Annotated in this window: 12 protein-coding genes and 5 pseudogenes; 10 read left to right on the forward strand and 7 right to left on the reverse strand. The window is 68.3% G+C overall.

The window, feature by feature from the left end; all coding sequences use genetic code 11:
- Window positions 1-68 precede the first annotated feature (68 nt).
- Genes ACHMW8_RS15775 through ACHMW8_RS15785 form a run of 3 tightly spaced genes read right to left on the reverse strand, consistent with a single transcriptional unit; the run spans window position 69 to window position 3,057 of the window.
- Window positions 69-1,076, reverse strand: coding sequence for an HlyD family secretion protein (locus ACHMW8_RS15775; RefSeq protein ID WP_395443064.1), 1,008 nt, complete (start codon window positions 1,074-1,076; stop codon window positions 69-71).
- A 20-nt stretch (window positions 1,077-1,096) separates the two neighbouring features.
- Window positions 1,097-1,846 (reverse strand): ABC transporter ATP-binding protein, encoded by a 750-nt coding sequence (locus ACHMW8_RS15780; protein WP_395443065.1) that lies wholly within the window; start codon window positions 1,844-1,846, stop codon window positions 1,097-1,099.
- Entirely contained in the window at window positions 1,843-3,057 is a 1,215-nt protein-coding gene (locus ACHMW8_RS15785) for an ABC transporter permease (protein WP_125156453.1), read from the reverse strand. Before ACHMW8_RS15785 ends, ACHMW8_RS15780 begins: the two co-directional genes overlap by 4 nt.
- Before the next feature lie 184 nt (window positions 3,058-3,241).
- Between ACHMW8_RS15785 and ACHMW8_RS15790 the strand changes: the two genes are divergently transcribed.
- The 3 genes and pseudogenes from ACHMW8_RS15790 to ACHMW8_RS15800 all read left to right on the forward strand — a co-directional run.
- The gene (locus ACHMW8_RS15790; protein ID WP_395443066.1) at window positions 3,242-5,317 is read left to right on the forward strand and encodes a S46 family peptidase; all 2,076 of its coding nucleotides are present in this window, start codon (window positions 3,242-3,244) and stop codon (window positions 5,315-5,317) included.
- 197 nt (window positions 5,318-5,514) lie between these two features.
- Window positions 5,515-5,634, forward strand: a pseudogene (locus ACHMW8_RS15795) (EF-hand domain-containing protein); the annotation flags it as partial.
- 229 nt (window positions 5,635-5,863) lie between these two features.
- A pseudogene (locus ACHMW8_RS15800) lies at window positions 5,864-6,118 on the forward strand (hypothetical protein); the annotation flags it as partial.
- A gap of 83 nt (window positions 6,119-6,201) precedes the next feature.
- Here the strand turns inward: ACHMW8_RS15800 and ACHMW8_RS15805 are convergent.
- A complete protein-coding gene (locus ACHMW8_RS15805) occupies window positions 6,202-6,414 on the reverse strand; it encodes a hypothetical protein (protein WP_395443067.1) in 213 nt (70 codons plus the stop codon).
- A 222-nt stretch (window positions 6,415-6,636) separates the two neighbouring features.
- On the opposite strand from ACHMW8_RS15805, the pseudogene ACHMW8_RS15810 reads away from it, so the two are divergent.
- Together ACHMW8_RS15810 and ACHMW8_RS15815 are read left to right on the forward strand one after the other, a co-directional pair.
- A pseudogene (locus ACHMW8_RS15810) lies at window positions 6,637-7,916 on the forward strand (NupC/NupG family nucleoside CNT transporter).
- 68 nt (window positions 7,917-7,984) lie between these two features.
- A complete protein-coding gene (locus ACHMW8_RS15815; protein ID WP_125156457.1) occupies window positions 7,985-8,623 on the forward strand; it encodes a glutathione S-transferase family protein in 639 nt (212 codons plus the stop codon).
- Here the strand turns inward: ACHMW8_RS15815 and ACHMW8_RS15820 are convergent.
- A complete protein-coding gene (locus tag ACHMW8_RS15820; RefSeq protein ID WP_395443068.1) occupies window positions 8,607-9,062 on the reverse strand; it encodes a PaaI family thioesterase in 456 nt (151 codons plus the stop codon). The two genes, ACHMW8_RS15815 and ACHMW8_RS15820, sit on opposite strands and share 17 nt — an antisense overlap.
- A gap of 121 nt (window positions 9,063-9,183) precedes the next feature.
- Between ACHMW8_RS15820 and ACHMW8_RS15825 the strand changes: the two genes are divergently transcribed.
- From ACHMW8_RS15825 to ACHMW8_RS15845, 5 genes and pseudogenes are all read left to right on the forward strand, one after another.
- Window positions 9,184-9,486 (forward strand): DUF3253 domain-containing protein, encoded by a 303-nt coding sequence (locus tag ACHMW8_RS15825; protein ID WP_125156459.1) that lies wholly within the window; start codon window positions 9,184-9,186, stop codon window positions 9,484-9,486.
- 40 nt (window positions 9,487-9,526) lie between these two features.
- Window positions 9,527-10,111: a uracil-DNA glycosylase family protein gene (locus tag ACHMW8_RS15830; RefSeq protein WP_125156460.1), complete on the forward strand. Its 585-nt coding sequence runs from the start codon at window positions 9,527-9,529 to the stop codon at window positions 10,109-10,111.
- Window positions 10,108-11,167: pseudogene (locus ACHMW8_RS15835) on the forward strand (lysophospholipase). Before ACHMW8_RS15830 ends, ACHMW8_RS15835 begins: the two are co-directional and overlap by 4 nt.
- A gap of 59 nt (window positions 11,168-11,226) precedes the next feature.
- Window positions 11,227-12,287 (forward strand): annotated as a pseudogene (locus ACHMW8_RS15840) (Leu/Phe/Val dehydrogenase).
- A gap of 48 nt (window positions 12,288-12,335) precedes the next feature.
- Entirely contained in the window at window positions 12,336-12,626 is a 291-nt protein-coding gene (locus ACHMW8_RS15845; RefSeq protein WP_125156463.1) for a UvrB/UvrC motif-containing protein, read from the forward strand.
- On the opposite strand, the gene ACHMW8_RS15850 is transcribed toward ACHMW8_RS15845, so the two are convergent.
- Both ACHMW8_RS15850 and ACHMW8_RS15855 read right to left on the reverse strand, forming a co-directional pair.
- Window positions 12,623-12,835, reverse strand: a complete 213-nt coding sequence (locus ACHMW8_RS15850; protein WP_395443069.1) for a hypothetical protein — start codon at window positions 12,833-12,835, stop codon at window positions 12,623-12,625. The genes ACHMW8_RS15845 and ACHMW8_RS15850 overlap by 4 nt on opposite strands.
- Window positions 12,832-14,043, reverse strand: coding sequence for an MFS transporter (locus ACHMW8_RS15855; protein ID WP_395443070.1), 1,212 nt, complete (start codon window positions 14,041-14,043; stop codon window positions 12,832-12,834). Before ACHMW8_RS15855 ends, ACHMW8_RS15850 begins: the two co-directional genes overlap by 4 nt.
- Window positions 14,044-14,253 lie beyond the last annotated feature (210 nt).

Consider the following 14,253-nt stretch of genomic DNA (forward strand, 5'->3'; position numbering starts at 1 on the left):
GGGATCCTGTCCTGGAAACCCTCTCCGTTAGAGAGAGGATCCTTGTGGCCGTTCGCCTATTCTCCGTCCTACGCCTTCTTCTTCGTCATCCCGCCGGCCACCGGCTGGGTCGGCTTGTCGCGCTTGATGCCAGCCTTCTGGCCGGGCTTCATGAACTTCACCAGCACGCGCTGGCCGACCAGGAAGGGGGCGCTGTCGGCGCTGACCACGACCTCGACGACGCGTTCGTCGCTGCGCTGGCTGGGGTCATCCGAGGCCAGCTTGCGGGCGCCGAACACGCGGGCGGTGCGCAGGACCTTGCCGACATAGGTCTTGTCGGGATCGCCTTCCGGCTGGATCTCGACTTCCTGGCCGGGGGTCACGTTGGGGATGTCGGCCTCGACGATCTCGGCGCGGACGATGCGCTGGGTGTTGGGCTCGAGGTCGAACATCGAGGTGACGTTCAGGGTCGAGGCGCCGGCGCCCGGATTGGCGTAGCGGCGGGCGATGCGGCCGTTGGCCGGCGCGCGGATCACCGTCAGCTCCTGCTGGTACCTCGACTGGCTGAGCTGGGCGCCGGCGACCTGGATCGCGGCCGACTGGGCGCCGATATTGGCGTTGGCCTGCGAGATCGCGTCCTGGGCGGCGTCGAGCTTCTGGGCGGCGACGTAGTTCGAGGCGGCCAGGCCTTGCAGGCGCTTGTACTCGCGCTGGGCCGTTCGCAGCTGCACCTGATACAGCGCCAACTGGGCCCGGGCCGAGGCGAGGTTGGCCGTGGCCGTCTGGGCGGCCAGGCGTGGCTCGTCGTCTTCCTGCTTGGCCAGGGGCTGGCCGGCGACGACCTGGTCGCCTTCCTGGACGTAGACCTCGCGGACGATGCCCTGGCGGCGCGCGGCCACCTGGATCACGCCGCCCTCGACGTCGGCCTTGCCCTGGGCGATGGCCGCGTAGGGGGAGGGCTCCTCCTGGGCGGCGGCGGCTTCGAGCTTCTTCTTCTTCTCGGCCGCCTGGCCCTTCATGTAGAAGAAGCCGCCGCCGAGCAGCACGACGACGAAGATGGCGATCCAGAAGGCGGGTCGGCGCAGAAACGCGGGCATTCTAAGGTTCCCCCAGGAAATCAGTGGCTGAGCGACGCGGGATCGGCGTCGGGCGTTCTACGCACGTCGTCCAGGATCCGGCCGTCTTCGATGTGGATGACGCGGTCGGCATAGGCCTCGAGCCGCGGGTCGTGGGTCACGCAGATCACCGCCGCGCCGCGCTCGGTGGCGGCCGCTCGCAGCAGCTTGATCACGATCTCGCCGCTCTTGCCGTCGAGGGCCGAGGTCGGTTCGTCCGCGAAGATCAGGTTCGGGTTCTTGGCCAGTGCGCGGGCGATGGCCACGCGCTGCTTCTCGCCGCCCGACAGTTCCGAAGGGCGCTGGTTGACGCGCGGGCCCAGGCCCACGGACTCCAGCGCCGCCTGAGCGCGGCGCGCGGCCTCGCCGGGACCGACGTCCTGGTACTTCAGGACCGTCATCACCTGCTGTTTGGCCGTCAGCGCCGGGAACAGGTTGAAGCCCTGGAAGATGAAGCCGCAGTGGTCGAGGCGGAACTTGTCGATCTTGCCTTTCGGCAGGGCCCACAGGTCCTTGGCCTCCAAGGCCGAGACCTTGCCCTCGTCGGGCATCAATAGGCCGGAGAGCGCGGCGACCAGGGTCGACTTGCCCGAGCCAGACGGGCCCATGACCATGGTCACGTCGCCGTGCTTGGCGTCGAAGTCCACGCCCTTGAGCACCTCGATGAAGGTCCGGCCGGTCTTGAACCGCTTGACCAGACCCTTGGCGGTGAGCGCGCTCTGGCCGCGCTTGTGGCTGTGATCGTTGCTCATCGCAGCAGGTCCGCCGGCTGGCTGTTCTTGAGGATGCCCAGCGACAGGAAGCCGGAGAGCATGGCGATGACGATCAGGAACACGGCGACGATGATCACCAGCGTCGGCGGGAAGTACATCGGCACGCCGCCGGCCACGGCCAGCAGCGAGACCAGCCAGGTCAGCAGGCCCGCGGCCAGCACCCCTACGATGCCGACCCAGAAGGACAGCTCCATGACGATGTTGCGCAGGTCGCCCATCGAGACGCCCAGGGCGCGCAGGGAGGCGAACTCCTTGATGTTGGCCATGATCGCGCCGCGCAGGGTCTGCCAGGTGATGGCCACGCCGATCAGCAGGCCCAGGAAGGCCGAGAAGCCCAGCATGATGCCGATGATCTGGTCGTCCAGCATGGCGCCGGAATTGGCGTCGGCCAGCTCCTGGCGGGTCCAGGCGCGGAACTTGCCGTCGGCTTTCTTGTTGAGCTGGGCCGCGACGATCTCGGCGCGCGAGGGATCCTGGATCTCGACCATCAGCGGGCCGACGCGCTGGCCGGTGTCGGCCTCGCCCAGCATCCGCAGGGTGTCGCGCGACATGACCAGGGTAGGCTGGATGATGTTCGGATAGCCGCGGGTGACGACGGCGATATTGATGGTCTTGCCATTATAGAGGGCCTTGTCGCCCTTCTTGACGCCCAGGCGCTTGAGGGCCGTCTCGTCCACCGCCACGGCGTAGGGGCGGCGCAGGGCCTCGATCATCGACTGGGTGTAGTCGGTGGGCACGGTCACATAGCCGGGGATCGCGTCGATCACCGTGACGTTGACGAACTCGCTCTTGCGGGCCGAGCCGCCAGCGCCGCCGCCACCCTTGCCCTTACCCTTGCCGGCCTTCTTGGCGCGGGCCTCTTCCTTGGCCTGCTGCTCGGGGCTGAGGATGTTCTGGAAGCGGCCGCCGGAGCCGTCCAGCGGCGCCACCTGGGTGACCTCGGGATGGCTGTAGACCAGCGGGATCATGCGGCGCGGCAGGCCCGATGGGCCGCCGAACAGCGCCTTGGCGCCCGGGCCCAGCACCATGATGTCGGCGCGCGCGCGGTCGATCTGGGCGGTGAAGCCCTTGCCGATGCCGACGAACATGCCGACCTGCGCCAGGACGAGAAGGCCCGAGAAGGCGAGGGCGACCACGGCCGCCATGTAACGACGCCACTCATAGAGAAGAGTGGCCAAGGCCAACGACATTCGGAACTCTAGCTCCCCCAAACCGACGGTTGCAGCAATGAACGGCGATCACCGAGCGGCCAAGTTAAATCGGGGTAAGGCGGCGTTGCGGGCATGAAATATTGTACAGGTGCGCGGAAGGAGGCTGGCTAGTCCCCGGCGCCGGCGTTAAGCGGCAAGGGAGAGTGCAGCGACCCACGGGTTCATGACGGTTCTTCGTACAGCGTCCGCCCATATCAGCGTCCTGGCCCTTGCGCTGGCCGCGACGGGATCGGCGCGGGCGGACGAGGGGATGTGGACCTTCGACAAGGTCCCGGTCGAGGCGATCCGACAGGCCTATGGCGTCGTCTTGGACCAGGTCTGGCTGGACGCCGCCCAGGCCGCGGCGGTGCGGCTGACCAATGGCTGCTCGGGTGGGATCGTCAGTCCCGAGGGCCTCGTCGCCACCAACGCCCACTGCGTCGCCGACTGCGCCCAGGCCCTCTCGGACGACGGCAGCGACCACGTCAAGGACGGCGTCCTGACCGACGGGCGCGAGGACGAGCGCAAATGCGCCGGCCTGCGGGCCGAGGTGCTGCTGACGATCACCGACGTGACCGACCAGGTGCGGGCGGCGGTGGAGGGCAAGGGCGGCCGCGACTTCGTCCAGGCCCGAGAGGGCGCTTTGGCGCTCGCCGAACTGGCCGCCTGCGGCCAGGACCAGAGCCTGCGCTGCCAGGCGATCAGCTTTTTCCGGGGCGGCCAGTACAAGGTCTACAAGTACCGGCGCTACGACGACGTGCGCCTGGTCTTCGCGCCGGAAAGGGCCTCGGCGGCTTTCGGCGGCGACCCCGACAACTACAACTTCCCCCGCTACGCGCTCGATGCGGCGTTCGTGCGGCTCTATGCCGACGGCCAACCGGCCGCGACGCCGGGCTTCCTGCATTTGCGGACCAGCGCCCCGGTCGAGGGCGAGCCGACCTTCGTGGTCGGCAATCCCGGCGCGACCGACCGGCAGCTGACGGTTTCCCAGCTGGAGACCCAGCGCGACCTCGTCCTGCCGATGCAGCAGCTGCAACGGTCCGAACTGCGCGGCCGCCTGATCCAGCTACGTCAACAGGACGACGATCACGCTCGCGCCGCGGCGCAAGGCCTGGCCTGGGTCGAGAACGGCTACAAGGCGGGGCTGGGCAAGCAGGCCGCGCTTAACGACCAGGCCTTCTTGGCCGCCAAGCGCGCGGCCGAGGACGCCTTGCGCGCCAAGGTGGCCGCCGATCCGAAACTGGCGGCGGAGACCGGCGCGGCCTGGGACCAGATCGCCGAGGCTCAAGCCCAGGCGGCCGAGCTCTATCCGGCCTGGCGGATGCTGGAGAGCGGGGCGGGCGGCGGTTCGGATCTCTTCTACTATGCCCGCCTGCTGGTCCGGGCGGCGCAGGAGCGGACCAAGCCCAACGCCTCGCGGCTGCCCGAATACGCCGACAGCCGCCTGCCGATGATCGAACGCAGGCTGGCCGACCTGCCGCCGGTCGATCCGGTGCTGGAGCGGGTCTATCTGGAGCACTGGCTGCTGAAGACCCGCGAGGTCCTGACCGTCGACGCGCCGCAGGTCCGGGCCCTGCTGGGCCATGAGAGCCCCGAAGCCATCGCCGAACGCCTAGCCGAAAGCCGGCTCGGCGATCCGGCCGTGCGTGAGGCGCTGTGGACAGGCGGGCTGGAAGCCATCGAGGCCTCGGACGACCCGTTGATCCAGTTCGTCCGCCGCGTCGATCCGCTGGCCCGCGCGGCCCGCGCCGCCTACGAGGCCGAGGTCTCGGGACCGGTCGACAAGGCGGCGGAGAAGATCGCCCGAGCCCGTTTCGCCGTGCTGGGCGACGCGGTCTATCCGGACGCCACCTTCTCGCTGCGCCTGTCCTTTGGCCAGGTCGCCGGTTGGCGCGAGCAGGGGCGGGCGGTTGCGGCCGTCACCACCTTCGCAGGCTTCTACGACCGCATCACCGGCGCCGAACCGTTCGCCGCCGCCCCGCGCTGGCTTGACGCCAAGGACGATCTGAAATCCGGCACGGTGTTCGACTTCGTCAGCACCAACGACATCATCGGCGGCAATTCCGGCTCGCCGGTGTTGGACGCCAAGGGGCGGATGCTCGGCTTGGCCTTCGATGGCAACATCCATTCGCTTGGCGGCGCTTACGGCTACGACGGAACCAAGAACCGGACGGTGTCGGTGTCGTCCGCGGCCATCGTCGAGGCGCTGACGAAGGTCTACGACCGCACGGCCCTGGTCCGCGAACTGACTGGTCCGTAGCACGCGCTCCGCGCGAGCCGTAAAGGCCTGTCTCGCGCAGGCCGTGCAGCGTTAACCTTGCCCGCGAAATGCCTCATGTCTTAACTGCAACATGCTGAAAACTGGAATGTTTCTCGCGTGACCCCTCGGGCGCCGACGCTCGGCGCGAAGGAAGGGGCTCGCCCACGCAGGCGGCCTCCCTACAGAGGGTGAGCACTATGACCGTAACCAGCGCTGGCTCATCGACGAGTCTGGCCCAGCTTCGCCAACTGCAGCAGGCGGCCTTCAAGACCGCGGACGCCGACGGCGATGGGCAGCTTTCGCTGACCGAATTCCAGTCCATCGGGCAAAATGTGCAGGGGGCGGAAGGCCAGCAGGGCCCACCGCCGATGGGCGGGAGCGGCGGCCCCGGCCAACATTTCAAGGGTGACACGCTTTCGTCGCTGCTTTCGACCCAGTCGGTCGACGACCTGACCAGCGCGCTGATGAAGGCCGGCGACGCAGATGGCGACGGCAAGATGAGCGCCAGCGAACTCTCCTCGGCCCTCGCCGCCAACGCCCCTGAAGGTGCGAAGGGCGAGGGGATCGAGGACAAGATGGCGTCGGACATCATGTCGGCCCTCGACACCGACGGCGACGGCAATCTGTCGTCGAGCGAGATCTCATCGGCGATCACCACGGCCGCCGCGAACCAGTCGTCCACCCAGGCGACGCGCGGCGCGCAAGGCCACCACCACGGTCCGCCCCCCTCCGGCGGCGCGGAGGGGGCGTCGGCTTCGAGCGGCGTGTTCGAGAGTTCTCGACACCAACCAGGACGGCACGGTCTCGGCCGAGGAACTGGCCGCCGCCAGCGGCGACAGTGCGAACGGAACCAGCGCCGCCTCCGACCTGATCAAGACCGCTGATCAGGACGGCGACGGGACGCTGAGCGGCGGCGAGTTCGCCGCCATGCTCGAGCAGGGCAAGTCGACGGGGACCGACGCGCCCTCGACCCTGGCCAGCCTGATCTCCGGTTCCACGGCCGCCGCCGACCTGATGCAGAAGCTGCTGGCCCAGCTGGACGCGGCGATGACGACCTCGTCCGCGTCGTCGAGCGGCGGTTCGGTCAGCGGCGGCACGAACGTGACCGCCTAGAACTCCAGCTTGCCATCCTGGATGGCCCGTCGGGACCGCCTGGGATGGCGAGATCAAGTTAGTAAGTAGCTTCTGACTTAGGCAATCGACTCCTTCCTTAACAAACCTTCCCGAACCTGCTTGCGTGCGACGGCGGAGTTGGTGTCATTCTTCGCCCCTTGATCGGCGTCGCGGGGGCGTCGCCTCTTTTTAAGGTTGTCGTCTTGATGTTCCGTCCCGAGAACGTTCAGGCCCTGGCGGGTCTGGCGCTCACTTTGGGCCTCTGCTGGCTCGTTTCCGAGAATTGCAGGCGATTCCCTTGGGTTCTGGCGATCGCCGCCCTTGTCGTGCAGGTGCTTTTGGTGGTGGTGCTGTTCGGCCTGCCCAGGCGCGCCAGTTGCTGCAGGGCGTCAACGGGGCCGTCGAGGGGTTGGCCAGCTCGACTCAGGCCGGCACCGCCTTCGTGTTCGGCTTCCTGGCCGGCGGCGACCAGCCGTATCCGGTCAGCAATCCGGGCGCGGGCTTCATCTTCGCCTTCCGCGTCATGCCGGTGATCCTGGTGGTCTGCGCCCTGTCGGCGCTGCTATGGCACTGGAAGATCCTGAAGTGGCTGGCCCAGGGCTTCGGCTTCATCTTCCAGAAGACGCTGGGCCTGCGCGGACCGCCGGCCCTGGCGACCGCCGCAACCATCTTCATGGGCCAGATCGAAGGCCCGATCTTCATTCGCGCGTATCTCGACAAGCTGAGCCGCTCGGAACTCTTCATGCTGATCACAGTTGGCATGGCCTGCGTCTCGGGCTCGACCATGGTCGCCTACGCCACCATCCTGGCCGGCGTGCTGCCCAACGCCGCCGCCCACGTGCTGACCGCCTCGATCATCTCCGCCCCGGCCGGCGTGCTGCTGGCGCGCATCATCGTGCCGTCCGACCCGATGGAGAAGGGCGCCGACCTGGATCTTTCGGTCGAGGACAAGACCTACGGCTCCTCGATCGACGCGGTGATGAAGGGCACCACCGACGGCCTGCAGATCGCACTGAACGTCGGCGCGACCCTGATCGTCTTCGTCGCCCTGGCCACCATGGTCGACAAGATCCTGGGCGCCATGCCGATGGTCGGCGGTCAGCCGATGAGCATTGCGCGCGGCCTGGGCGTGGTCTTCTCGCCGCTGGCCTGGTCGATGGGCGTGCCCTGGAAGGAAGCCGGCGCGGCCGGCGGCCTGCTGGGCGTCAAGCTGATCCTCACCGAGTTCACCGCCTTCATCCAGCTGGCCAAGGTCGGCGGCGCTGCGCTGGACGAGCGCACGCGCATGATCATGACCTATGCGCTGTGCGGCTTCGCCAACATCGGCTCGGTCGGCATGAACGTCGCCGGTTTCTCGGTCCTGGTGCCGCAACGCCGCGCCGAGGTGCTGAGCCTGGTCTGGAAGGCGATGATGGCCGGCTTCCTGGCCACTTGCCTGACCGGCTCCCTGATCGGCCTGATGCCCCGGAGCCTGTTCGGGCTGTAAAAGCTCGCACTTCCGTTCCGCTGCGGAATGAGATCATCCTCCTGGTCAAAAGCCGGGAGGATTTTCTTTTGAAACTCTACGACTGTCTCCGCGCGCCCAATCCTCGGCGTGTCCGCTGGTTCATGGCCGAGAAGGGCATCACCGACATCGAGGTGGTGACGCTGTCGATCATGCGCGGCGAGCACAAGTCGCCTGAATACCGGACGAAGGTTGGCGTGGCCCATATGCCGGCCCTCGAGCTGGACGACGGGACGGTGATCACCGAGTCGGTCGCCATCTGCCGCTACCTGGAAAGTCTGTATCCCGAGCCGAACATGTTTGGGCGCGACGCCAGGGAGGCGGCGGTCATCGAGATGTGGCAGCGGCGCACGGAAATGATGATCGTGACGCCCCTGGCGCTCGCCGTGCGACACACCAACCCCAATATGGCGGCCCTGGAGCAGCAGGTGCGGGAGGTCGGCGAGAACAATCTCGCCGGCGCCAAGCGGGCGCTGAAGTTTCTCGACACGCGACTCGCGGAAAGCCCGTTTATCGGCGGCGAGCGGGTGACCATCGCCGACATCGTCACCGTCACGGGCGTTGACTTCGGCCGGATGATCGACTTCCGACCCGATGAGGATCTGGTCCACGTCAACCGCTGGCTGGCCGAAATGCTGGCGCGCCCCGCCGCGGCCGCCGGGATGCCCGCCCCTAGACCCGCCCCCTGATCTTCTTCACCACGCCCGAGAAGTTCAGCATCGGTCCGGTCCCGGTCGAGATCAGGCCGCGGATGAACAGCAGCGAGCCGCCGGCCTTGATCACTTCGCCCGTCCCGGTGATCAGATCGCCGGGGCGGGCTGGGCCGACGAATTCGCCGTTCAGGCTGACCGTCACCGCGCGGCTGTCGGCCAGTTCCTTCCAGGCGATCGCGAACAGGGAGAAGTCGGCGAAGGTCATCATGCAGCCGCCGTGCATGAAGCCGCCGCCGTTCATGTGCTTGGTCTCGGCGCGGAAGGCGGTGGTGACCCGGCCGTTCTCGTCTTCACGGAAATAGAAGGGGCCAGACTGGTCCTCGAACGGGTCCATGCCCGACCACGTGCTCCAGCCGGCCCAGTCGCCCGCCTGGACGAGGCGCGGGCCGCTCGAGATTTCGTTTCCGCCGTCCATGGCGCATCCCCTCCGCTTGTTCTTATCGCTGTTCAGTTAGAAGGGCGCGGCGCTGGGCGCAAGCGGCCAAGTCCTGTCCACGCTCTCGCCTCTGCTGACAATCCATGGCAAGGGAGCGCTCATGACCTCCCCGATCCAAGACACCATCCTGTCTCAACTGGCGGCGCTGCCCGAAGGCAAGTCGATCGACCCGATGAACGTCGCCAAGGCCATCCAGCCCGAGCGTTGGCAGCAACTGCTGGGCCACGTGCGCACCAACGCCATCGAACTGGCCCGCGAGGGCAAGGTCGTGATCCTGCGCCACAACAAGCCGGTCAATCCGGAGAAATTCCGCGGCGTCTATCGCATCCGCACGCGGCTTGAGGGCGACCCGACCAGCTTCGAGGACAACGTGCCGGACGATATCGAGGGCGACGAAGACTAGTCACGCTTGGCATCCGGAGGCGCGCGCCTAAATCCCGCTGATGCCGCTCGACGAAATCCTGGCCGATATCGCCGCCTGCCGGGCGTGCGCGCCGTACTTGCCGCATGTTCCCCGGCCGGTGACGCGGGTGCGCGCGGAGACCCGCATCCTGATCGCCGGTCAGGCGCCGGGGCGGCTGGTCCACGAGACCGGCCTGCCGTTCAACGATCCTTCCGGCAACCGTCTGCGCCAGTGGATGGGCGTCGACCGCGAGACCTTCTATGGCCGGCCCGAGATCGGCGTGGCGGCCATGGCCTTCTGCTTTCCGGGGACCAATCCCAAGGGCGGCGACTATCCGCCGCCGCCGCGCTGCGCGACGATGTGGCGACCTCGATTGCTGGCGGGCCTGCCGAATGTCGAGCTGACCCTGCTGGTCGGAAGCTACGCCCAGACCTGGGCGCTGCCGGGCCGGACCGGCAAGACCATGACCGAGACCATCGCCCGCTGGCGCGAGTTCGGCCCGAATGTTCTGCCGCTGCCGCATCCTTCGTGGCGCAACACCGCCTGGCTGAAGCGCAATCCCTGGTTCGAGGAGGACGTCGTTCCCTTCCTTCGACAGCGGGTCGCGGACATTCTGGGGCGATGAACCGCCGCGCCCTGATCCTGACCGCGTCCGCCGCCGTGCTCTCGGCCTGCGCGCCGCTGCGACAAGGGCCAGGCCTTGGACCCCTGGGCTTTCGCGGGCCTCGGATCGAGACCGACGCCTTCGTGAGCTTCGACGGCGCGCGCCTGGGCCTGATGCGCTGGCTGCCGACGGGCGAGCCGGAGTGGGTGATCGTCGCTCTGCACGGCATGAACGACTACTCGAACGCCTTCCACCTGGCCGCCGGCTGGTGGGCGGGGAAGGGGATCGCGACCTACGCCCTGGACGTTCGGGGCTTTGGCCGTTCGCCCGAGCGCGGCGTCTGGGCGCCGACCGAACTGGTGCTGGACGACGTCCGGGCCCTGGTGACGGTCGTGCGCGAGCGTCATCCGGGGGCGAAGGTCGCCCTGGCTGGCGTCAGCATGGGCGGCGCTCTGGCGATCAGCGCCATGGCCTCCGACAATCCGCCGCCGGTCGACAAGCTGATGCTGTTCGCCCCGGCCGTCTGGGGCTGGTCGAACCAGCCGCTGCCCAACCGCATGAGCCTTTGGGTCACCGCGCACGTGCTGGGCCAGTGGGTGGTCAAGCCGCCGGACTGGCTGGTCCGCAACGTCATGGCCTCGGACAATATCGACGAGCTGCGTCGCATGGGTCGCGACCCGCTGATGATCTGGGGTGCGCGGTCCGACACCATCTACGGCCTGGTCGGGCTGATGGAGCGGGCCTGGAAGTCGACGGGCGCGATCAATGTCCCGGTCGCGTGGTTCTACGGCGCCAACGACCACATCATCCCGCGCGAGCCGACGGGTCGAGGCCGCGGGCCGTCTGAAGCCGGGCGCGCGGACGGCCTACTACGCCAAGGGCTATCACCTGCTGCTGGTCGACCGGCAGGCCGCCAATGTCTGGGGCGACGCCGAGGCCTTCCTGCGCGACGCGCCGGGGCCTTGGCCGCCTTCGGGCGCGCCGCCCATTCCGTCCAGCGTGACGGAGATGGCGGCGTTGGATCCGCCCAAGCCGGCCAAACGCAAGACTCCCTCGCGTCGGTCTTCGGGGTTGTGAGGCGGGGCGAGGGGGCGTAAAGCCGCCACGTTCATTCTGGCATAGGCGAGACCGACGGCATGACCTTGTTCGATTCCCCCGATTTCGAGGGACATGAAGGCGTCCACGCTTTCTTCGATGAAAAAACTGGTCTGAAGTCGATTGTCGCGATCCACTCGACCGCGCGCGGCCCGGCCGCCGGCGGTTGCCGCATGTGGACTATTCCAGCGCCGACGCCGCCGTGACCGACGCCCTGCGCCTGTCGCGCGGCATGTCGTACAAGAACGCCATGGCCGAGCTCGATCTGGGCGGCGGCAAGGCCGTGATCATCGGCGACAGCCGCAGCCAGAAGACCCCGGAACTCTTCGAGGCCTTCGGCCGTGCGGTCGACAGCCTGAACGGCAAGTACTGGACCGCCGAGGACGTCGGCGTCTCGCCGGCCGACCTGGAAAGCACCCGCAAGACCACCCGCTTCGTCGCCGGCCTGGAAGGTCACGCTGCCGCCTCGGGCGACCCGTCGCCAGTCACCGCCGAGGGCGTGTTCCGCGGCGTGCGGCTGTGCGTCGAGCGCGCCCTGAACCGTGATCTCAAGGGCGTCCGCGTCGCCATCCAGGGCGTTGGCCATGTCGGCGGCTATCTGGCGGAAAAGCTGCACGCCGCCGGCGCGATCCTGACCATCGCCGACGTCAACCAGGCGGCCCTGAACGCGGTCGCCGCCAAGACCGGCGCGACGATCGTGTCGACCGACGCCATCTTCGACGTCGAGGCTGACGTCTTCGCGCCCTGCGCCTTGGGCGGGGCGATCTCGGCGGCGACCTTGCCGCGCTTGAAGGCCGGGATCATCGCCGGCGCGGCCAACAACCAGCTGGCCGACGCCATGATCGGCCAGGCCGTGTTCGATCGCGGCGTCCTCTACGCCCCCGACTATGTCATCAACGGCGGCGGCATCATCAACGTGGCCGCCGAGATCCGGGGCCTGGAAGCGGGCGCCGCCTTCGACGGCGACTGGGTGGCGGCCAAGCTGGACCGCCTGGCCCAGACCCTGGCCGAGGTCATCGACCAGTCGATCGCCGAGAAACGCCCGGCCAACCTGGTCGCCGACGAGATCGCCCGCGCGCGCATCGCGGCGGCGCGCGGCTAAACCACGACCTCGCGCGTTCTCCATGGAAGCTGACCCATGGAGGCGCCGATGTCCCATCTCGACGAACTGAAGGAACAGCTGGAAGAGGCGGTCGCGGCCCAGGATTTCGAGACGGCCGGCCGGCTTCGCGTTGAGATCGAGGGCATCCAGCGCAGCGCCTTGGTCCGGAACGTCGAGAAGCGTCCGCAAGCGTCGTACTTCCAGCGTCAGGTCCCCGGTCGGATGGGCCTGGGCACCGACCAGCCCGTACCACGCAAACCCGAAGGCTGGGTCCCGCCGAAGAAGCCGGATCCGATGACCGCCAACCACTCGCGGGGCGGCCGCCGGACCAAGTCCTAGGCCGGCGCCCGATTGCGGCCGCTGATCGCCGCGCCGGCGTCCTTGTCCAGCGACAGGTAGACGGGCAGGGCCAGCAGGGTCACCAGGCCGATCGCCAGGAACGGGAAGGTGAAGCGGTCGGGCGTCAGCGCGCCGCCCGCGCCGCGCGCCAGGTGCAGCATCATGCCGCCGAAGCTGACCCCGAGGGCCAGGCCGATCTGCTGCGTCACGGCCGATAGGGTTCGAGGCGGCCGCCGTCGAGGTTTCCGGCACGTCGGCATAGGCGATGGTGTTGGTGGCGATGAACTGGTTGGACCGACAGAAGCCGCCCAGCAGCAGGGCGATCATCATCACGGCCATGGGCGTGGCCGGACGGAAGAAGCCGGGCGCGGCGGTGAACAGCGCCGTCAGGGTGACGAACACAGTCAGGGCGGTGCGGAAGCCGAAACGCTTGAGAAATCTTGCTCGCGAACGGACGCGCGGACAGCACGCCGACGCCAGTGGCCAGGGTGACGAAGCTGGCCTTCAGCGGGCTCCAGCCCAGCGCCACCTGCAGCAGCAGGGGCATCAGGAACGGACTGGCGCCGATGCCCAGCCGCACCAGCGTCCCGCCGACCAGGCTGGCGCGATAGGTCGGGTAGCGCAGGAGAGTGAGATCCAGGATCGGGCGGCCGGTTCGCTTGGCGATGCGCAGATAGACAAAGCCGCAGGCGATCGAGAGCGCGAGCAACGCGATCTGGGCCCAGGGCGGCAACAGGCCCACGCCCGCCGTCTCGGCGACCACGACAAGGCCGCTGACCGCGAGGGCCGACAGGACGAACCCGGTGGTGTCGAAGCGGCCCAGGTCAGGCTTGGGCTCGCTCCGGGGGACAAAGCGCATGACGGCGATCACGCCCAGCAGGCCGACGGGCAGGTTGATGTAGAAGATCCACGGCCAGTCGGCGACGCTGAGCACGAGCCCGGCGATCGGCGGGCCGATCAAGGGCCCAACGAGCGCGGGCATGGTGAACCAGCCCATGGCGGTGAGCAGCTTGTCCTTGGGCGTGGACCCCACCACGATCAGCCGCGCCACCGGCGTCATCATCGCCCCGCCGATCCCCTGGACGATCCGCGAGGCGACCAAGGTCTCCAGGCTTCGTGACTGGCCGCACAGGGCCGAGCCCAGCAGGAAGACGGTCATGGCCGAGAGGAACACCCGTCGCGCCCCGAACCGCTCCGCCGCCCAGCCGCTGGCCGGCGTGAACACCGCCAGGGCGAGAATGTAGGAAGTTAGGGCCAGCTTCAGGTGGATCGGATCGACCGCGAAGGCGTGGGCCAGGGTGGGGAGGGCGGTCGACAGGGCCGTGGAGTCGATGAACTCCATCAGAAGCGCGCTGGCCACCGCGATCGAGATCAGGCGCGTCGCGAGCGGGGAGGATGCGGGAGATGGATCGGACACGAGGGCGCTTTACGCCCCTGAATGGCGAGGGTCCAGACGCGCGCGCATTACATCCTTGCAGAACCGAGACAGGCGGCTAGCGGCCAGATGCAGTAGGGAGCAGCCCCTTTCTTGTCATGCCGCCCGCAGCGAAGCGGAGAGCAGGGACCCAGGGGAAACCGCAATGCGCCGGCCCCTGGGTCCCGGACAGCCTCTACGAGGCTTCCGGGA

The sequence above is a fragment of the Caulobacter sp. UC70_42 genome (assembly GCF_044056025.1).
Lineage (GTDB): Bacteria > Pseudomonadota > Alphaproteobacteria > Caulobacterales > Caulobacteraceae > Caulobacter.